Source organism: Desulfocurvus sp. DL1XJH-121, from assembly GCF_054819825.1.
Genome location: NZ_JBTVWW010000013.1, coordinates 34,032 through 52,165, shown reverse-complemented (window position 1 = coordinate 52,165; position 18,134 = coordinate 34,032). Strand labels below are relative to the sequence as shown.

Genomic DNA, 18,134 nt, shown 5'->3' with positions numbered 1-18,134 from the left:
GCCGGAAGCGTCCGGCGGGGGCCTTTGTCGTGTCGGACAATGGGGCTAGTCGCCCAGGACCGCGATGGCCGCCGCGCCCAGGCCGGAATAGCAGCCGAGCACGGGCGAGGCCTCCAGCACGAACTTGGGCTCCGCGCCGAACTCGTCCCAGATGAGCTTGCGGTAGCGCTGGGCCGTTTCCTCGGCGGCCACGTGGGCCACGGCGAAGCGCAGGTTCTGGTGCTCGCGCGCGTAGGCCCGGACCTCGTGCATCAGCTTGCGCTCGGCCAGGCGGCTGCCCAGGGCCTTGCCCACCACCCGGGCCTTGCCCTGGCGGTCGAAGGTCAAAACGGGCTTCACGCACAGGGCCTTGGCGATGAGGCCCTCCTTGCGGCTCACGCGCCCGCCGCGCACGGCGAAATCCAGGGTGTCCAGGCTGACGAAGATGCGCACCCGCTCGATGGCCTCGCGGGCCACCTCGGCCACCTCCTCGGCGCTCATGCCCAGACCGGCGGCCAGGGCGGCTTCGCGCACCACCAGTCCCTGGGCCACGGTGAGGGTGCTGCTGTCCAGCACGGTGACGCGCTCGTCGTCCACCTGACGGCCGATGTTGGCCGCGGCCTGGTACGTGCCGCTGGAGCCGCCCGTCAGATGGATGGAAACCACGGAATCGAACTGCCCGAGCATCTCGTCGTAGAGGCTCTTGAAATGCATGGGCGCGGGCTGGGAGGTCTTGGCGCTCCCGCACACGCGCAGGCGGTCGTTGAACTCCGCCGGACTGATGTCCACCTTGTCCAGGTATTCCTCGCCGTCCAGGGTCAGGGTCAGGGGCGCCACGCGGATGCCGTGCTGGGCCAGGAACTCCTCGGGCAGGTCGCAGCAGGAGTCCGTGACGATGCCCACCTTCTGGCGGGCCTGGGCCACGATGTCCCGGTGCTGCTTGAGCATGTCGTCCACCTTGCGGCGGGAGACCTCGCCGTGGGCCCCGGCGATGCGGAAGACCCCCTCGGGCTCGTTGGTGTGCACGTGCACCCGGGCCACGGTGTCCGTGCCCGCCACGATGAGGCTGTCGCCCATGCTCTCCAACTCGGCGCGCAGGGCGTCGCGGTCGATGGCCGCGCCGTGGAGCAGGCATTCGGTGCAAAAACGGAAGGTCAGTTCCTCCACGGCCACCCGCTCCTGGATCCTGCCCGAGGGGCCCTTGCGGCCGATCATGCGCTTCTCGGCCTTGCGGTCCAGGCGGCCGCGCTCCACGAAGTCCACGATGCCGTCCAGCAGGAACACGAAGCCCTGGGCTCCGGCGTCCACCACGCCAGCGGCCTTGAGGGAGGCCAGCTTGTCCGTGGTCTCCTTCAGGGACTGCCTGGCGCGGCCCAGGGAGTCATGCAGCAGTTCGGGGAAGTCGCGGTACTTTTCGCAGTTGTCGCCCAGGTGCTGGGCCCAATCGGTGATCACCGTGAGGATGGTGCCCTCTTTGGGGCTGGACATGGCCTCCAGGGCCCGCTGGGAGGCGCGGGTCATGGCCTCGGCGAACTGCCTGGGCGTGACGCGGACCATGTCCTTCACGCCCTCGGCGAAGCCGCAGAAGAACTGGGCCAGGATCACGCCGGAGTTGCCCCGCGCGCCGAGGAGCGCGGCCTCGGCGATGACCCGGCTCATGGAATCGATGGACGAATCCAGGGCCTCGGCGGAGCCGTCCACGATGGAGCGCATGGTCCCGGCCATGTTGCTGCCGGTGTCGCCGTCGGGAACGGGAAAGACGTTGATCTCGTCCAAGTATTCGTAATTGTCGATGAGCCGCTGGGCGGCGGCGAACAGGATGCGCTTGTAACGTATCCCATCGATATATTGGATTCTATTGGATTCTGGCGCCATGGGTTCACTCCATGTCCGGCGGGTGGATTACTGGCGCGAGGCAGGCCGGTGGTGGTGCATACCCCATTTTGAAGGCCCTGGCAAACACCGACACGCCGCTGTAACACGACGGACAATTTCAGGCCTAAGAAAGGAGAATGGAGGGGGGGGCGACGCCCCCCGGCGGGCCGGGCGGACGCCCTACCCCTCGTAGAGCACGAACTGCCTGTCCCGGTCGCCCTTGCCCCGGTACATGGCCGCGTCGGCGCTGACCAGCACGGTTTCCGCGTCGTCCCCGTGGTCCGGGTACACGCCGACCCCGATGCTCACGCCCACCTCGGCGGTCTCGCCGCCGAACACGAAGGGCTCGGCCATGGCCTGCTGAATCTTGTCCGCCACCACGGCGATCTCGTCCAGGCCGCCGAACTCCGGCACCACGGCCACGAACTCGTCGCCCCCGATGCGCGCCAGGGTGTCGGAGCGGCGCATGCAGGACTTGAGCCGCCTGGCCACCTCCGCCAGCACCAGGTCACCGTAGGCGTGGCCCCGGGTGTCGTTGACCATCTTGAAGTCGTTGAGGTCCAGGTAGAGCACCGCGCATTTAGTCCCGGTCCTGTCGGCCCGGGCGATGGCCTGGTCCAGGCGGTCGCGGAATAGGCGACGGTTGGGCAGCTCCGTCAGGGGATCGTGCAGGGCCAGGCGGCGGTGCTCCTGCTCGCTGACGCGGCGCTCGGTGATGTCGGCCATGGAGATGGCGAAGGACCCCCGCTCCCAGCTGAACCCGCGCACCAGGAGCCACTGCTTGCGCGGGAGGTAATACATCTCCCTGCTCCGGGTGCGGCCGGTGCGGGCCACGGTGCCGAAGTAGTCTATCCACTTCAGCATCTGGTCCTTGTACTCGGCGAAGAGGTCCATGGCCGTCCTGCCCACCACGGCGTCGCGCGACAGGCCCAGGAGCTTTTCGGCCGCGGGGTTCATGTCCAGGACCTGGAAATCCTCGGGACGGCCCCTGTCGCCGGACGTGATGCGGCAGTAGACCACCCCCTCCTGCATGGACACGAACAGGGAGCGGTAGCGGCGCTCGGACACCTGGATGCGGTCCTCCTGGAAACGCCTGACGCGCAGGGTGGAAAAGAACCCGAGCAGAAACACCGAGGCCAGAAGAGACATGCGCAGGGGCTCCATGCGGGCCCCCTGCACCATGCGCAGCCAGTCCCGGGCCCGCACGTCCAGGGTCAGGGCCGCGCGCACGGGCCTCGAAACCCCGTCCCCCAACAGCGGCACATGCACCGTGGCCCCGCTGCCGTATGGACCCCGGTACGGCCCGGTCATCATGGGTTTGCCCGTGTTGCGGAAGATGTCCAGGTCCAGCCGCCCCAGGGAGCCGGAGAACACGGACCCCGGGGGCTGCCAGCGCGGGGAGTCGGGTTCGGCGGCCACCACCCCGGTCACGGCGCCCCGTTCGGTAATGCCGTAGATGGCGGCGTGGGCCAGCCCCGTGTCCAGGCGCATGACCGCGCGCAGGCTGCGGCCCAGGGCCTGGAACGCGGGATCGGCCTGGTCCCGCGCCTCGAAACGCAGATGCTGGAGAAGCTCCCTGTCCAGGGCGGCGGCCACCAAGGAGGCGCGGCGCGTAAGCTCCCGCCACTGCCTGGCGTCCTCCTGGCTTCCGGCCCGCCCGGCCAACAGGCCACCGACGACGAGCACCAGGGCCAACAGAGACGGCAGCCAAAGCACGGACACGGCGCGGTTCACGCGGGAGGCCGGCAGCCCGGAGGTGAACAGCGCCCAGCACAGCAGGGCCAGGACCCCGGCCAGGACCGCGCGCGCCAGGGCCAGACCGTGCGCCCCGGTCGCGACGCCCACAAGGGGCAGAGCCGACAGCACCTGCGCGGGCAGAGCCGACGCGGCCCAGACCGCGCCGGAAACGCCCAGGCAGAGGGCCGCCCCCATGCGCAGGACCCGCCGGTCGCCCAGGAACCCGCCCCGGCCGAACAGGGCCCGGGCGGCCAGCAGGCAGGAGAACAGGGAGAACAGGGCCACGGTCCAGCGCTCGGGTTCACGGGGATGCAGGCCCAGGACCAGGACGTGCAGGGTTCCGAGAAACAGGAAGGTCGCGACCTCCCGCTGCGCGGGCCCCTTGCCCGGGGCCGAGCGCGCCCAGAACTCCGTCAGGCACAGTGCGGCCAGCAGATAGGACAGGATTTGCAGGGCGCCGGGGGCCATGCCGTCGGGCAGGATCAACGGACGCGGCCCCAGGCCGCAGGCCAGCCCGGCCAGCAGCCCGAACCAGCCCAGCCACGACGTGGGCAGCCTGTCGGCCACAGGTCCGGAAGCCGTGAACCCGATGGCCGCGAGCCAAAAAAACATCACCGCGCCCACGCAGGAGGCGCAGTCGATGAACCCTGCTGATACCGGCATGTCCAAACCCGGGGTTTGGCCGCTTGTCACGCGGCGTAATAGCTTTCCCTCAATTCGGGTAATACTGTTTTTTCGTAAAAAAGCAACCACTTGATTAGCGTTTAGCACCAGGGGGTTCAAGCCGTTGAAAACAAGGGGGATAGCCACGGCGGTCAGGGACCGGGGCTGCGCCGCGTCATTTTTTCCGCTTCAGGCCGAAGACCATGCCGCGCTCCACGGCCCGGCCGCCGAACTTGTCGCGGATGGCGTCCAGGGCCGCGTCCAGGCGTTCCCGGCCCGGCCCGGAGTAGTCCTCCGGCTCCTGGAGCAGGGACATCTGGCGCTGCGCGGCCCCGAACTGGGACACGCCCACGCCGATGAGCCGCACCCGGCGCTCCAGGCGCAGGGCATCCAGGAGGTCCCGGGCGGTCTCGAAGACCACCTGCGTGGAGTCCGTGGGATCCTCCAGGCTGTGGCTGCGCGTGATGCCCTTGAAGTCCTCGTACTTGATCTTCAGGGTCACGGTGCGGCCCTTGAGGCCGCTCCCGCGCAGGTCGCGGCCTACCCGCTCGGCCTGGGCCATGAGCCAGCGCGTGAGTTCGGCCTTGTCCGCCGTGTCCGTGTCCAGGGTGACCTCGGCGCTGCTGCTCTTGGGCGCGCCGTGGGGTTCCACGGGCCTGGGGTCCAGCCCGGCGGCCCGGTCGTAGAGCACGCCCCCGCGCTCGCCCAGGCGGCGCTCCCAGAAATCCCGGGGCCGCGAGAGCATATCCCCGGCCGCGCGCACCCCAAGGCGGCGCAGGGTTTCGGCGGCCTTGGGCCCCACCCCGGGGATGCCGCCCACGGGCAACTGGTCCAGGAAGGCCCGCACCTCGTGGGGCCTGATGATGGCCACGCCGTCGGGCTTGTTCAGATCCGAGGCTATCTTGGCCAGGAACTTCAAGGGCGCGAGCCCCACGGAGCAGGTCAGCCCCGTGGCCTCGCGCACGCCAGCGCGGACCCTCTCGGCGGCTTCCAGGGGCGAGCCCAGGATGCGCCCGGTGCCGGTGAGGTCCACGTAGGCCTCGTCCACGCTGGTCTGCTCCACCTGGGGCGAGACGGAGCGGATGACCGCCATGACCCGGGCCGAGACCTCCTGGTAGCGGGCCATGCGCACGGGCACCAGCACCAGGTCCGGACACAGCCTGCGGGCCCGGGTGAGCGGCATGGCCGAGCGCACGCCAAAGGCCCGGGCCTCGTAGGACGCGGCCGAGACCACGCCCCGCTGCCCGCCGCCCACGGCCACGGGGCGGCCCCTGAGGTCCGGGTCGTCCATCTGCTCCACGGACGCGTAGAAGGCGTCCATGTCCACGTGCATGATCCAGCGCTCGGCCATGACCGAGCAATGACACCGCGCACGCGCCGGGTCAACGGCGCTGGACAAACCAGGAGCGGCTAGTCGGCGGGCCCCAGCAGATACGTCCCGAGCATGTCCGTGCAGGCTGCGGTGAGCCGTTCCTCGCCCAGGGGATGCTCGTGGACCACGGCCAGGTGGGCGACCTCCTCGATGACCATGTGGATCAAGGCCACGGCCGCGTCAAAATCTCGGACCCTGAATTCACTGCTCACGGGGGCGAGGAACTCCCTGAGCCTGGCAGTGACCTTTTCCTCCCGCCGCCTGCCCACCTCGGCCACATCGGGGTCCGTGAGCTGCATGGCCAGGACCTCGCGGTGGAAGCGGCGCTGCCCCTGGTGGGCGCGCACCGCGAAGGCCACCATGCTCTCCAGCATCTGGCGCGCGGGCAGTCCCTCGCGGCGCATGTCCTCTCCCAGGCCGAAGATGGCGGCCATCATCTCCTCTTCCATGTGCAGGCACACGGCCATGAACGCGGCCTTCTTGTCCCGGAAATAGCGGTAGAAGGAGCCCGTGGCCGCGCCCGCCCGGCTCGCGATGTCCTTGGCCGTGGTCTTGTGGAAGCCCTGTTCGCTGAACAATTCCCTGGCGGCCAGGAGCAGGCGGCGTTGTTTCTCGTCCCCGCGCTTCTGGCGGGGCTCGTAGACCCCGTTGCGCCAGATCACGCGCCCTCCCCGGCAGCGGCCAGGATCGCCTGCCGCCTGCGCATGGCCGAGGGCGTGGCGGAACGCAGGACAAAGCCCTGGGCCTGGGCGCGGTCCAACTCGGCCTGAAAACGCGCCGCGCGCACATGCCCGGCCGGCTCGATGACGTACAGCAGACCTCCGGGGGCCAGGATCCGATGCAGCTCGGCCAACACCGTATCCATGTCCGGCATCTCGTGCAGCACGTTGCCGAGCACGGCCAGATCCGCCCGGAAATCCCCGGGCAGGGCCAGGCTGCTCCCGTCCGGGCACAGGTGTGTCTCGATCCTCCCGCCCAGCCCGGCCTTGGCCGCGCGGGACAGGGTCTTCTCCAGCATGCGCTGTCCCACGTCCACGGCCAGCACGCGCCCGCCCTCGCCCACCAGCCGGGCCAGGGCCAGGGTGTAATGGCCGAATCCGCAGCCCACGTCCAGGGCGGTCATGCCCGGCCGCACCAGGGGCGCGAGATGCTTGTCCGCAGGCTCCAAAAACCTGCGCAGGGGGTTGTCGATGAGGTGGCAGACCCACGCGGGGCAGGTCTTCCCATGGGTGGGCTTCAAGGGGGTCTCATTGTTCATGGTTCACTCCTTGCCCGGTTTTCGGCCAGCCAGCCAAAACATGAACTAAAGCTCACCTTTCAGTCAATAAAAAAGTGAACTCAAGTTCACTTTTAATAACTCCTTGAAATACAAAGCGCCCGCGCGGCGAACCGCACGGGCGCTGTCCGTACTCGGCGAATCGAGGCTATTCGGCCTTCTTGTCCCCGGCCGGAGCGGCTTCCTCGGCCTTGGGGGCCTCGGCCGGAGCGGCCTCGGGGGCCTTGACCTCGGGCAGGGCCAGGTCGATGGCGGCGGTGTCCATGGCCTTGATCACCGCGGCGGTGATGTCCGCGGAGTCGTCCATGGAGAGCACGTCCTCCCTGGACAGGACCAGGGACACGCCGTTCTTCTCGCGGTACTCCTTGACCACCTTGGTGAAGGCGTCGTTGAGCAGCCCGGCGATGCGGGTCTGCTCGCCCATGAGATCGTTCTGCATGACCGTATAGCGCTCCTGGAACTTAGCGGAGGCTTCCTTGTCCTCGCCGCCCTTGGCCGCGGCCTGCAGGGCCGTGAGTTCGGCGCGCATGGCCTCGCTCTTGGCCTTGAGGTATTCCCCGCCCTTCTTGCACACCTCGCAGGCCTTGAAGACCTCGGAGGGATCGATGACGGCGATCTTGGCCCCGCCCTGCTGCTGGCAGGCGGCCAGGAGCAGCGTTGCAGCCAGGGCCGCAAGGATCAGTCTGAATTTCATTGCTCATAGCTCCAACGTTGATGGTGATGATTCCGGCGTCCGCAAGGGACGCGCGCGCCCACTCATACCCCGGGCGAAGGCGCAACGCAAGAAGCTAGCGGTGCGGCCCGGCCTCTCCGGAAACCGAGAGCGTCGCGAAGTCCACTCGGCACTCGCCCTCCCCGGCCTCGGGCTCGGGCAGGGCGCGCGCCGCGCGCCGCCCCAGGACGGTGAGCCCCGCCAGCCCGGCCGCGCCCAGGCCGTGTGTGGCGAACTCCGGCCACATGAGCAGCGCGGCGCAGCCGAAATAGGCCAGGCGCAGGGGCCAGGAGAGCAGGCGGTGGCAGAAGCCCTCGAAGAACGCGGCGAAGCAGAACAGGGCCGCCGTGCCCGTGAGGGCGGACTCGGCCACGTGCCACAGGGGCCCCTCGAAGAGGATGGGCGTGTAGCAGAACAGCAGGGGGATGAGATACAGGCCCTTGGCAAGCTTCCAGGACTGCAGGCCCGTCTCCAGGGACCCGGCCCCGGATATGCCCGCCGCGCTGTAGGCCGCCAGGCACACGGGCGGGGTCACGTTGGCGTCCTGGGAGTACCAGAAGATGAGCATGTGCGCCGACAGGAGGCTGACCCCGAGCATCTGCATGGCCGGGGCGGCCAAGACGGCCAGCACGATGTAGGAGGCGGTCACGGGCAGGCCCATGCCCAGCACCAGGGAGGCCAGGGCCACGAGCACGATGGTGGCCAACAGGCTGCCCCCGGAGATGTCCGTGATGAGCATGGAGAACTTGATGCCCATGCCCACCATGAGCACCACGCCGATGACGATGCCCGAGCAGAGCAGGATGACCCCGGTGGTGACCATGTTGCGGCCGCCGAGCGACAGGGCGTCCAGGATGTCCCTCCCGCTCATGCGCGTCCTGGGGTTCAGCCAGCTGGCGGCCACGATGGCCACGATGCCGCCGCAGGCCGCAAAGGTCGGGGTGTAGCCCAGCATGAGCAGGCCCACCAGCGCGGCCACGGGGATGAAGAAGTTCCAGCCCTCCTTGAGCACCTGGCCCAGGCGCGGGATGTCCTCGGCGCGCATGGGTTTGAGGCCCCGCCTGCGCGCGCGCAGGTGGATGAAGAAGGCCACGGACAGGAAATACATGATGGCCGGGATGAAGGCCACGCCCACGATCTTGAGGTACGAGATCTGGGTCCACTGGCTCATGATGAACGCGCCCGCGCCCATGATGGGCGGCATGAGCTGGCCGCCCGTGGAGGCGGCGGCCTCCACGCCCCCGGCGAAGCGCGGGGAGAAGCCGATGCACTTCATCATGGGGATGGTGATGGAGCCCGTGCCCACGGTGTTGGCCACGGCGCTGCCCGACACCGAGCCCATGATGCCGCTGGCGAACACGGCCATCTTGGCCGGGCCGCCCACGCTGCGGCCCATGAGGGCCAGGGCCAGGCGGATGATGAACTCCCCGGCCCCGGACTTGAGCAGGAAGGCCGCGAAGAGCACGAACAGGAACACGAAGGTGGAGCTGATGGTGGCGATGGTGCCGAAGATGCCGTCGGGCGCGAAGTACATGCGGTAGAGCATGCGCTCCGGGGTCACGCCCGGGAAATGCCACAGCCCGCCGAGCAGCCGCCCCCCGCCCAGGCCGTAGGCCAGGAAGATCACGGCCAGCACCGGGATGAGCAGGCCCGTGGTGCGGCGGGTGATCTCCAGCATGAGCACGATGGCCAGGCCCGCCGCCACCAGGTCCATGAACACGGGCACCTCGTTGCGCGCGTGCAGGGCGTCCTCGAAGAGCACCAGATACAGGGCCACGGCCATGGCCAGGGCGGCGAGGCCCCAGTCCACGGGCATGGTGGCCCGGGGGTGCCTGCGCGACAGGGGGTAGATCACGAAGCCGAGCAGCAGCATGAACCCGAAATGCAGGGCGTTGCGCTGGATCTCGGGCATCACGCCCACGGTGTTCACCCAGAGGTGGAACAGGGAGCAGGCCACCCCGGCCCAGTATACGAAGGCCGCGGGCCCGCCCGCGAGGGTGCGCTTCACGGCCAGGGTCTCCCCGGCCAAGTCCTTGGTCACCGCGCAGTCGGTCTGGGTCTGCATCCCTGTTTCGCCTCTGGTCTTGGGGTTGTGCCGGCGGGGGCGCGCGGGGCGCCCCCGCTCCCGCGGATCGCTACTTGATGATGCCGGCCTCGCGGTAGAACCTCGCCGCGCCCGGGTGCAGGGGCGCGGGCAGGCCCATGGTGGCCCGCGTGAGGCTCATGGCCTTGGTGGCCTTATGGATGTTGTGCAGGAACGGCAGGTTCCCGTAGATGGTCTTGGTGATCTTGTAGACCGTCTCCTCGGGCAGGTCCGCCCGGCAGGCCAGGAAGTTGGGCTGGGAGATGGTGTTGATGTCCTTGGTCTGGCCCGGGTAGACGCCCGCGGGGATGACCCGGCGGTTCCAGATGGGATATTTCTTCTGGATGGCGGCCAGCTGCTCGTCCGTGAAGTCCAGGACCACGGCCTTGTCCTGGCCGAGCTGGGCGTAGAGCATGGTGATGGCCGCGGCCGGGGGCCCGGCCGGGATGTTGGCGCCCACGATGCGGTTGTCCATCATGGCCTGGGCCGAGGGCGTGTAGGCCAGGTATTCGAGGGTCATCTCCTTTTCCGGGTCCATGCCCAGGGCCGCGAAGATGGTCCTGCCCGAGCCTTCGGTGCCCGAGCCGCGCTTGCCGATGGAGAATTTCTCGCCCAGGTTGTGCAGGTCGGAGACGTCGCCCTTTTTCACGTACTTGGTGAGCAGGGCGAAGTGCTCGACGTTCTCCCAGAGCATGGTCACGGAGCAGAAGTCCTTGAAGGCCTTGCCCTCGTAGGGGCCCTCGCCGTTGTAGGCGTTCTGGCCGAAGAGCGCCTGGAGGATGGCCAGGTCGCACTCCTTGTTCTTGAGCATCTGGACGTTCTCGCCGGAGCCGGCGGAGTTGATGGCCGTGGCCGTGATCTTGTCGTCCTTGGCCAGCTTGATGCTGAGGAGCGTGCCGATGGCGACGCCCACCGGATAGTAGGTCCCGCCCGTGGTGGCGGTGGCGATGATCAGGTTCTGATCATCGGCCCTGGACTCCACAGAGCCAAACGTCACGCACAGCGTGCACACCATGAACACGATCAGCAGTCGCTTCAGCATTGCCTCCTCCGGCGTTGAGGGTAAAGCAAGTAACAGGCGCACTTCACCCAGGCACTTCACAAAAAAGTGCAAGCAAAGCCGCAACACTTTAGACAATAATGAGAAGCCGATCCATACCGCATCCCACCCGTGTCGGCAACACTTATGCGCGGAAAGAAGGCGAAACACCCGCAAAGAAAACGGGACAGCGGGGATTAGGCAAAGCGATAGCCCGGGGGCAAAACGGCGCAACGGATTCGCGCCCGACGGATCACTCCGAAGTGCGCTCGCGCCCCTGCGGACGCCGCATACCCGGCAAACTGTTCCGGGGCGTGCGGATGCAAGGCGCAAGAGCAATGCGAGGCCGACGCGTATCCAGATACGCGAGGGTTCGCATCGCTCGCAGCAACGCGGCAGACGCGCGTTCCGGGACGGTTTGCCGCGCTAGAAACCATGGGGGTAGGCGTCACCACGCGGGTCACCCCCCCCCATGAGCCAGCCCGTGTCCGGATCGCGCAGGATGATCTGGCCCCTGCCGAACAGGAAGCGCTCCCAGCCGCGCACGGCGGCCGTCCTGTGGCCCATGGCCCCCAGGGCCTTGACCAGGGCCGGGTCGAACCCCCCCTCCAGGGCCACGGGGTCGTCGGGGCTCCCGGCGGGCAGGCAGAAGCGCAGCCGGTCCAGGGCGGCCTGGGGATTCAGGCCGTCGTCGGCCAGGGCGCAGAGCACCTGCACGTGGCCCTGGGGCTGCATGAACCCGCCCATGACCCCGAAGGGGCCGTACAGGGAGCCGTCCGCGCGCAGGGCCAGGCCCGGGATGATGGTGTGGTAGGAACGCTTGCCCGGCCCCAGGGCGTTGGGGTGGGCGGGGTCCATGGAGAAGTTGTCCGCGCGGTTCTGCAGGGAGAAGCCCAGGCCCCGGGGCGTGATGCCCGTGCCGAAGCTCTTGTACACGCTGTTGACCATGGAGCAGGCGTTGCCCATGGGGTCCACCACGCAGAAGTAGACCGTGTCCGAGGAGGCCGGCGGGTGGCCGTGGGGCACGTCGGCCATGGCCCGCGCCGGGTCCACCAGGGCGGCGCGGCCGCGCAGATAGGCGGGGTCCAGCAGGGCCAGGGGAGAAAGGTCCATGCACGCGGGGTCGGCGATGTAGCGATGGGCGTCGGCGAAGCCCAGGCGCAGGGCCTCGATCTGCAGGTGCAGGCTCTCGGCCGTGGGCATGGCACCGGGCCCCTCGTAGCCCAGGGCGTCCAGCACGCCCAGGGCCAGCAGCGCGGCCAGCCCCTGGCCGTTGGGCGCGCACTCGAAGACGCGCAAGCCGCGATAGGCAATGCTCACGGGCTCGTCGAAGGTGGTGGCGTGCGCGGCCATGTCCTCGGCCGTGAGCACGCCGCCGGCTTCCTGCACGGCCCGGGCCACGGCCCGGGCGATGTCGCCCCGGTAGAACAGGTCCGCCGCGTCCTGCGGGCCGCCCGCGCAGGCCAGGGCCTCCAGGGTCCGGGCCAGGTCCTCGTTCCTGGCCACCTCGCCGGGCCTGGGCGCGCGCCCGCCGGGCAACAGGGCCTTGCCGCCCGGGGCCTGGGCCAGCACGCCGTCCTCGTTCTCGGCCCACAGCCGCGCGGCCACCGGGCCCACGGCGAAGCCCTCGCGCGCGTGGCGCACGGCGGGCTCCAGGACCCCGGTGAGGGGCAGCTCGCCGAAGCGCTCCACCAGGGAGCACCAAGCCCCCACCCCGCCGGGCACGGTCACGGACAGGGCCGAGCGTTCGGGCAGGGCCGCGAGCCCCCGCGAGCGCAGCAGATCGAAATCCAGGGCGCGGGGGGAGCGGCCCGAACCGTTGATCCCGTGCACCGTGCCGGTTTCGGCCTCGTAGTACAGGGCGAAGGCGTCGCCCCCGGGGCCGGTGCTGGCGGGCTCGGTCACGGCCAGGACCGCGGCCATGGCCACGGCCGCGTCGGCGGCGGTGCCGCCCCTGCGCAGCATGGACAGCCCGGCCTCCACGGCCAGGGGCTGGGTGGCGGCGGCCATGGCGCGGGGGAAGAACACCGGGCTGCGGCGGGAGGAAAAGGAGAACTCGGGAGCGGAGAACGAATGGGGCTGGGCGGGCATGGGGGCTCCTTTGGGAAATCCGTGAATGACGTCCCCGGAATACCCCATCCGGCCCCGGCCAGGCAAGGACACAGAACGCGCGCCAGCTGGCGCGCGGGTTAAAAATGGCCCGCCTCGGAATCAGAGGGGGAGAACGGGCCAGCAGACCGTTCAAAAATAGCGCTTCGCTGAGCTGCAAGGCGCAAGGAAAATACAAGACCGACGACCGACTAGCTGTTAGGCGAGTCTTCGAGCCTTACAGATATCGAGAGCAGAGCTGTACTCCCGCGCTTACGCTACGCGAGGTTTTGGATTTTCCGCAGCAGCGTAGCGACGCAGCAGATCGCTGTTTTTCGACGGTCTGCTGCTAGGCTGCGCGCTCCACACTCTCCTGGCAGGCAATGCAATACACGGCCAGGGGGTTGGCCTTGAGCCTGGGCAGGCCGATGTACTCGCCGCATTCCCGGCAGAACCCGTAGTCCGGGTCCCTGAGCCGGGCCAGGGCCTCGCGCACTTCGCCCACCAAGCGGCTCTCGCGCTCGCGCATGACCATGTTCAGGTGCATTTCGCTGATCATGGACGCGTATTCGTTGTCGTCCGGGCAGGTTCCGGCCTGGATGGATAGTTCCCGGGATTCCAGGAACTGCAGCCGTTCTTCAAGGGTTACGCGGATTTCGAGCTTGTCGTCCGAAGTCATACGGGACCTCCTTGCTGCGTTTGCCGTGTTCTACTCCCCACGGGTTACGGCAGCATGAAGGAACGTCGACGGATCGGAGAAATCGCGACGGGCCGAGGCGGGTCCTCAGGACTGGGCCAGGCAGTGCTCCAGGGCCTCGCGCACCTCGCGCACGCGGTCGGCGCCGGAGATCTTGCCGCCCTCCTCCTCGCGCACGTAGAACACGTCGGCCACCTGGTCGCCGTAGGTGGCGATCTTGGCCAGCTGGATGCGCAGGCCCAGGTTCAGAACGGCCTTGGCGATGTCGCAGACCAGACCGATGCGGTCGGGCGCGGTGATCTCGATGAGGGAATAGAAGTCCGAGGCCTCGTTGTGCACCATGACCTCGGGCGCGTTGTCCAGGGACCGGCGCACCAGGGGCGAACGGCGCTTCTCGGACAGGCGGTAGGTCAGGGACAGCCTGCCGCTCATGGCGTTGCGCACGCCCGCGGCCACCCGGGCCTCGAACACGCCGGGGGGCAGGTGCCCGGGCAGGTCCGAGACCATGAACACGTCCACGCGCGTGCCCTCGCGCCACAGGAAGCACTCGGCGGACACGATGTTGATGCCGTGCAGGGCCAGGACCCCGGCCACGGTGGAGAACAGCCGCGCGTCGTCCATGGAGGCCACGGTGATCTCGTGGGCCCCGCTCTCCGGGGCCTCGCGGGACTCCACCACCACCACGCCCGCGCCGCCGCGCCCGCCCGGGCGGGTGCGCCGGGCCTCGTCCACGGCCTCGCGCAGGCGCAGGACCATGTCCACGTGGCGCAGGATGTTTTCCGGCTGGTGGGACAGCAGATAGCGCGAGGGCATCTGGTCCAGGCAGTCCTCCACGGCCTGCTCCAGGGGGCCGCCCTGGGCGGCCCGGCGCAGGGCCTGGCGGGTGTCGTCCATGGCGCGCACCGCGTCGGCCGAGGCCAGGCGGCCCCGGCGCAGCATGCGCAAAATCTTGCCGTACAGGTCCCAGACCAGGCTGGCGGTCCATGCGGACCAGGCCCCCGGGCCCGTGCCCCCGGCGTCGGCCCAGGTCAGGAGCATGAGCAGGTCCAGCCTGCGGCGGGAACCGATCTTTCCGGCGCAGCGGGCCACCACGGACTCGTCGTTCAAATCCCTGCGCGTGGCTGTCTCGAAGAGCACCAGATGCTCGCGCACCAGGAAGGCCGCTTCCTCCAGGCCGTCCCCGTCCCAGCCCCAGCGGCCGAGGATATCCCGGGCCAAAACCTCGCCCTTTTCCGCGTGCCCGCCGCCCAGGCCCTTGCCCACGTCGTGCAGGAACGCCCCGGCCAGGAGCGGCCGCGTGTCCTCGACGTCGGCCAGCAGGGCCGCGAAGCGCCGGTCCCCGCCCTGGGCGGGTTCCGCCACGCGGCGCAGGACCTCCACGGTGTGCCAGCCCACGGGGTGCACGTGGTAGGTGTCGAACTGCACCGTGTCCTGGACTCGGCCGAATTCGGGCACAAAGGCCCCCAGGAACCCGCATTCCAGCATCTGCTCCAGGGTCGCGGCGGCGCGGTCGGAGGCCAGGATGCCCATGAACCGGCTCGCGGCCTCGGGCGAGGCCGCCAGGTGCCCGCCCACCAGATGCAGGTGCGCGGACACGAAGCCCCGCGCCTCCCAGCGCAGGGGCAGGCCCGTCTTGGCCGAGCAGGTGAAGATGTCCAAAAGGACCATGGGGTCGTCGGGATAGCCCCGGGGCAGGTCGAAGGCCAGGCCCCGCCCCCGGCGGACGACGCCCGGCGAAAGGTCCTCGTCCGGGCCGCAGGACGGGCCCCCGCGATCCTCGCAGATGCCGTCCACAAAGGAGGCGTGCAGGGCCTTGAGCCCGGCCATCTCGCGATGCAGCCGCGCCAGGAAGCGCTCCACGGCCATGGAGCCGCCCTGGTCCTCGAAGCCCAGGGCCTCGGCTATGGCCCGCTGGTGGGAGAGGTGCAGGCGGTCGTTGCGGCGGCCGGCCTCGGCGTGCAGCAGGGTGCGCACCTGCAGCAGGAAGCGCACGTTGTCCTTGAGCACGTGGGCCTGGGCCTCGGTGAGGCACCCGGCCCGCAGCAGTTCGTCCGGGCCCGAGGCCCCGTAATGGGCCTTGCCCAGCCAGAGAATTTGGTGGTAGTCGCGCAGCCCGCCGATGCCCCGCTTGAGGTCCGCCTCAAGGAGCGAGCTGGCGTCGCCGAAGCGCTCCAGGCGCTCGCGGCTGGCGTCCTGCAGCCACTTGGTGAAGGGGGCCTTTTTCTTGGCCACGACCTTGATGCGAAAGGATTCCTCCAAAGTCTTGAACACGGCGGGGTTGCCGTCCACCAGGCGGGCGTCCAGCAGGCAGGCCAGGACGCGGAAGTCCTTGCGCGCCAGGGAGAGATTTTCCTTGATGCTGCGGAACCCGTGGCCCAGGTCGCAGCCCAGGTCCCAGAGGGGGAAGAACAGGGATTGGGCCAGGTCCAGGGCCCGGGCCGGGATGCGCCGCTCGTAGACCAAGAGGATGTCCACGTCGGAGCGCAGGCAGAGCTCCCGGCGGCCGTAGCCGCCCACGGCCACCACTGCGAAGGGGCTTTCCTCGGGCGCGCCTTCTTCCCGGGGCCAGATTTCCCGCAGCCTGTCACGGAAATACTGGTCGAAGATCCCGCTCAGGCGGCGGCAGAATTCGTCCCCGGGAACGGCGGCAGCCTGGGCCGCCAGAGCGTCGCGCTCCCTGGCCAGAATCTGTGCCGCCTTGGACCCCTCCTGCCCCATGCCTGTTCCCCTGGGCCGCGAGCGACCCGTTTTGCGGAAGCGGCCCCGCCCGCCGCAGAGGCGGGCGGGGCCATCGCCCATAACTTGCTACGTAATCCCGGCTAGATGGCCTCGTCACCAGTTTCGCCGGTACGGATACGAACCACTTCTTCGATGGTGGAGACGAATATCTTGCCGTCGCCGATCTGGTTGGTCCTGGCGGCGTCGCTGATGGTGCGCACCACCTCGGCGGCCATGTCCTCGGCCACCACCACCTCGATCTTGACCTTGGGCACGAAATCCACCTGGTACTCGGCGCCCCGGTAGACCTCCTTGTGCCCGCGCTGGCGGCCGAAGCCGCGCACGTCGGTCACGGTCATTCCCTGGATGCCCAGTTCCGTCAGCGCGGACTTGACCTCGTCCAGCTTGAACGGCCTGAGTATGACCTCTATCTTCTTCATTCTCGCGAACTCCTTCTCGTGTATATGCACTTTGCCCAGCCGCTGACAAGCGGCAAACCTCGCGCGGCCTTAGAACTGGTAGCCCGCCTCGCTGTGCTGCGTGACGTCCAGGCCCCGGACCTCCGACTCCGTGTCCACGCGCAGGCCCATGAGGGCGTCCACGACCTTGAACAGGATGTAGGAAACCACGAAGCAGTATCCCCAGGTGGCCAACACGGACACGAACTGGATCCAAAGCTGCCCCGGGTTGCCGTAGAACAGGCCGTTGACCCCGCCCACGGCCTCGGAGGCGAAGAGGCCCGTGGCCAGCGCGCCCCAGGTGCCGCCCAGGCCGTGGATGCCCACCACGTCCAGGGAATCGTCGTACTTGAAGACGTTCTTCAGGAGCACGCCCCCGTAGCACACGGCGCCGCCCACCAGGCCGATGACCAGCGCGCCCATGGGCGTGACGAATCCGGCTCCGGGGGTGATGGCCACCAGGCCGGCCACGGCGCCCGAGGCCGCGCCCAGGGTGGTGGCCTTGCCGTGGTGCATCTTCTCCACCACCAGCCAGCCGATGAGGGCCGCGGCCGCGGCCACGTGGGTGGTGACGAAGGCGTTGGCGGCCGCCCCGTCGGCGGCCAGTGCGCTGCCCGCATTGAACCCGAACCAGCCGAACCAGAGGATGGCCGCGCCGGTCAGGGTCATGGGCAGGTTGTGGGGAATGAAGGCCTCGGAGCCGAAGCCGTGGCGGCGGCCGAGCACCAGGGCCGCGGCCAGGGCCGCCGCGCCGGAGCTCATGTGCACCACCGCGCCGCCCGCGAAGTCAAGGGCGCCCATCTCGCCCATCCAGCCGCCGCCCCAGACCCAGTGGCACATGGGGCTGTAGACGAAGACGAGCCAGAGCACGGAAAAAAGCACGAAGGGCCCGAACTTGATGCGCTCGGCGAAGGCCCCGGTGATCAGCGCCGGGGTGATGACCGCGAACATGCACTGGAAGATCATGAACAGGAGATGCGGCAGGTTCTCGGTGGGGCCGCCGGGGTCCATGCCCACTCCCGACAGGAACAGGTAGTCCAGCCCACCGATGACCCCGCTCACGTCGGTGCCGAAGGCCAGGGAGTAACCAACCACCACCCAGACCACCGTGGCCACGCCAAGAAGCACCATGCTGTGCATCGCCGTGCCCAGCACGTTCTTGGCCCGGGCCATGCCGGCGTAGAACAGGGCCAGCCCCGGGGTCATGAACATGACCAGGGCGGCGCAAACCAGGATGAAAGCCGTATCGGCTGCGTTCATGCGAACCCTCCACACGCTATTATTTTACAAAAATGGAGTACAATATAGGCATGTAATTTACGTTTTTGTAATACCTACAATTTTAGAGAATGCGCCATGGCACCTCCAACTCGCTGATTACTCTGCAAAAACGTGGAACCACACCCAGTCCGGGACCGGACGGATGGAAATCCAAGC

13 protein-coding genes are annotated in these 18,134 nt (G+C 68.8%); all 13 read right to left on the bottom strand.

Going from position 1 to position 18,134, the window contains the following annotated elements; genetic code table 11:
- Positions 1-45: 45 nt before the first annotated feature.
- The 13 genes from ACYYG1_RS10590 to ACYYG1_RS10530 all read right to left on the bottom strand — a co-directional run bounded on the left by ACYYG1_RS10590 (position 46) and on the right by ACYYG1_RS10530 (position 17,957).
- Complete coding sequence (locus ACYYG1_RS10590; protein WP_461210278.1) at positions 46-1,854, bottom strand: DAK2 domain-containing protein; 1,809 nt, start codon at positions 1,852-1,854, stop codon at positions 46-48.
- A gap of 180 nt (positions 1,855-2,034) precedes the next feature.
- Positions 2,035-4,254, bottom strand: coding sequence for a diguanylate cyclase domain-containing protein (locus ACYYG1_RS10585; RefSeq protein ID WP_461210277.1), 2,220 nt, complete (start codon positions 4,252-4,254; stop codon positions 2,035-2,037).
- Between the two features lie 175 nt (positions 4,255-4,429).
- On the bottom strand, positions 4,430-5,605 hold the full coding sequence (locus ACYYG1_RS10580) for a DNA polymerase IV (protein WP_461210276.1): 1,176 nt from the start codon (positions 5,603-5,605) through the stop codon (positions 4,430-4,432).
- Positions 5,606-5,664: 59 nt separating this feature from the next.
- Positions 5,665-6,288 (bottom strand): TetR/AcrR family transcriptional regulator, encoded by a 624-nt coding sequence (locus ACYYG1_RS10575; protein WP_461210275.1) that lies wholly within the window; start codon positions 6,286-6,288, stop codon positions 5,665-5,667.
- Positions 6,285-6,884 (bottom strand): class I SAM-dependent methyltransferase, encoded by a 600-nt coding sequence (locus ACYYG1_RS10570; RefSeq protein WP_461210274.1) that lies wholly within the window; start codon positions 6,882-6,884, stop codon positions 6,285-6,287. The genes ACYYG1_RS10575 and ACYYG1_RS10570 overlap by 4 nt, the downstream gene beginning before the upstream one ends.
- Before the next feature lie 166 nt (positions 6,885-7,050).
- Positions 7,051-7,596 carry an OmpH family outer membrane protein gene (locus ACYYG1_RS10565; protein ID WP_461210273.1) on the bottom strand — a complete coding sequence of 182 codons (546 nt, stop codon included), beginning with the start codon at positions 7,594-7,596 and terminating at the stop codon, positions 7,051-7,053.
- Between the two features lie 94 nt (positions 7,597-7,690).
- Positions 7,691-9,679, bottom strand: a complete 1,989-nt coding sequence (locus ACYYG1_RS10560) for a TRAP transporter permease (protein WP_461210272.1) — start codon at positions 9,677-9,679, stop codon at positions 7,691-7,693.
- A 70-nt stretch (positions 9,680-9,749) separates the two neighbouring features.
- On the bottom strand, positions 9,750-10,739 hold the full coding sequence (locus tag ACYYG1_RS10555) for a TAXI family TRAP transporter solute-binding subunit (protein WP_461210271.1): 990 nt from the start codon (positions 10,737-10,739) through the stop codon (positions 9,750-9,752).
- A gap of 423 nt (positions 10,740-11,162) precedes the next feature.
- The gene (locus ACYYG1_RS10550) at positions 11,163-12,827 is read right to left on the bottom strand and encodes a gamma-glutamyltransferase family protein (protein WP_461210270.1); all 1,665 of its coding nucleotides are present in this window, start codon (positions 12,825-12,827) and stop codon (positions 11,163-11,165) included.
- Positions 12,828-13,173: 346 nt separating this feature from the next.
- Complete coding sequence (locus ACYYG1_RS10545) at positions 13,174-13,503, bottom strand: TraR/DksA family transcriptional regulator (protein WP_461210269.1); 330 nt, start codon at positions 13,501-13,503, stop codon at positions 13,174-13,176.
- A 105-nt stretch (positions 13,504-13,608) separates the two neighbouring features.
- Positions 13,609-16,239 (bottom strand): [protein-PII] uridylyltransferase, encoded by a 2,631-nt coding sequence (gene glnD, locus ACYYG1_RS10540; protein ID WP_461210268.1) that lies wholly within the window; start codon positions 16,237-16,239, stop codon positions 13,609-13,611.
- Between the two features lie 101 nt (positions 16,240-16,340).
- Positions 16,341-16,679, bottom strand: a complete 339-nt coding sequence (locus tag ACYYG1_RS10535) for a P-II family nitrogen regulator (RefSeq protein ID WP_461210267.1) — start codon at positions 16,677-16,679, stop codon at positions 16,341-16,343.
- 69 nt (positions 16,680-16,748) lie between these two features.
- On the bottom strand, positions 16,749-17,957 hold the full coding sequence (locus tag ACYYG1_RS10530; protein WP_461210266.1) for an ammonium transporter: 1,209 nt from the start codon (positions 17,955-17,957) through the stop codon (positions 16,749-16,751).
- Positions 17,958-18,134: the final 177 nt, after the last annotated feature.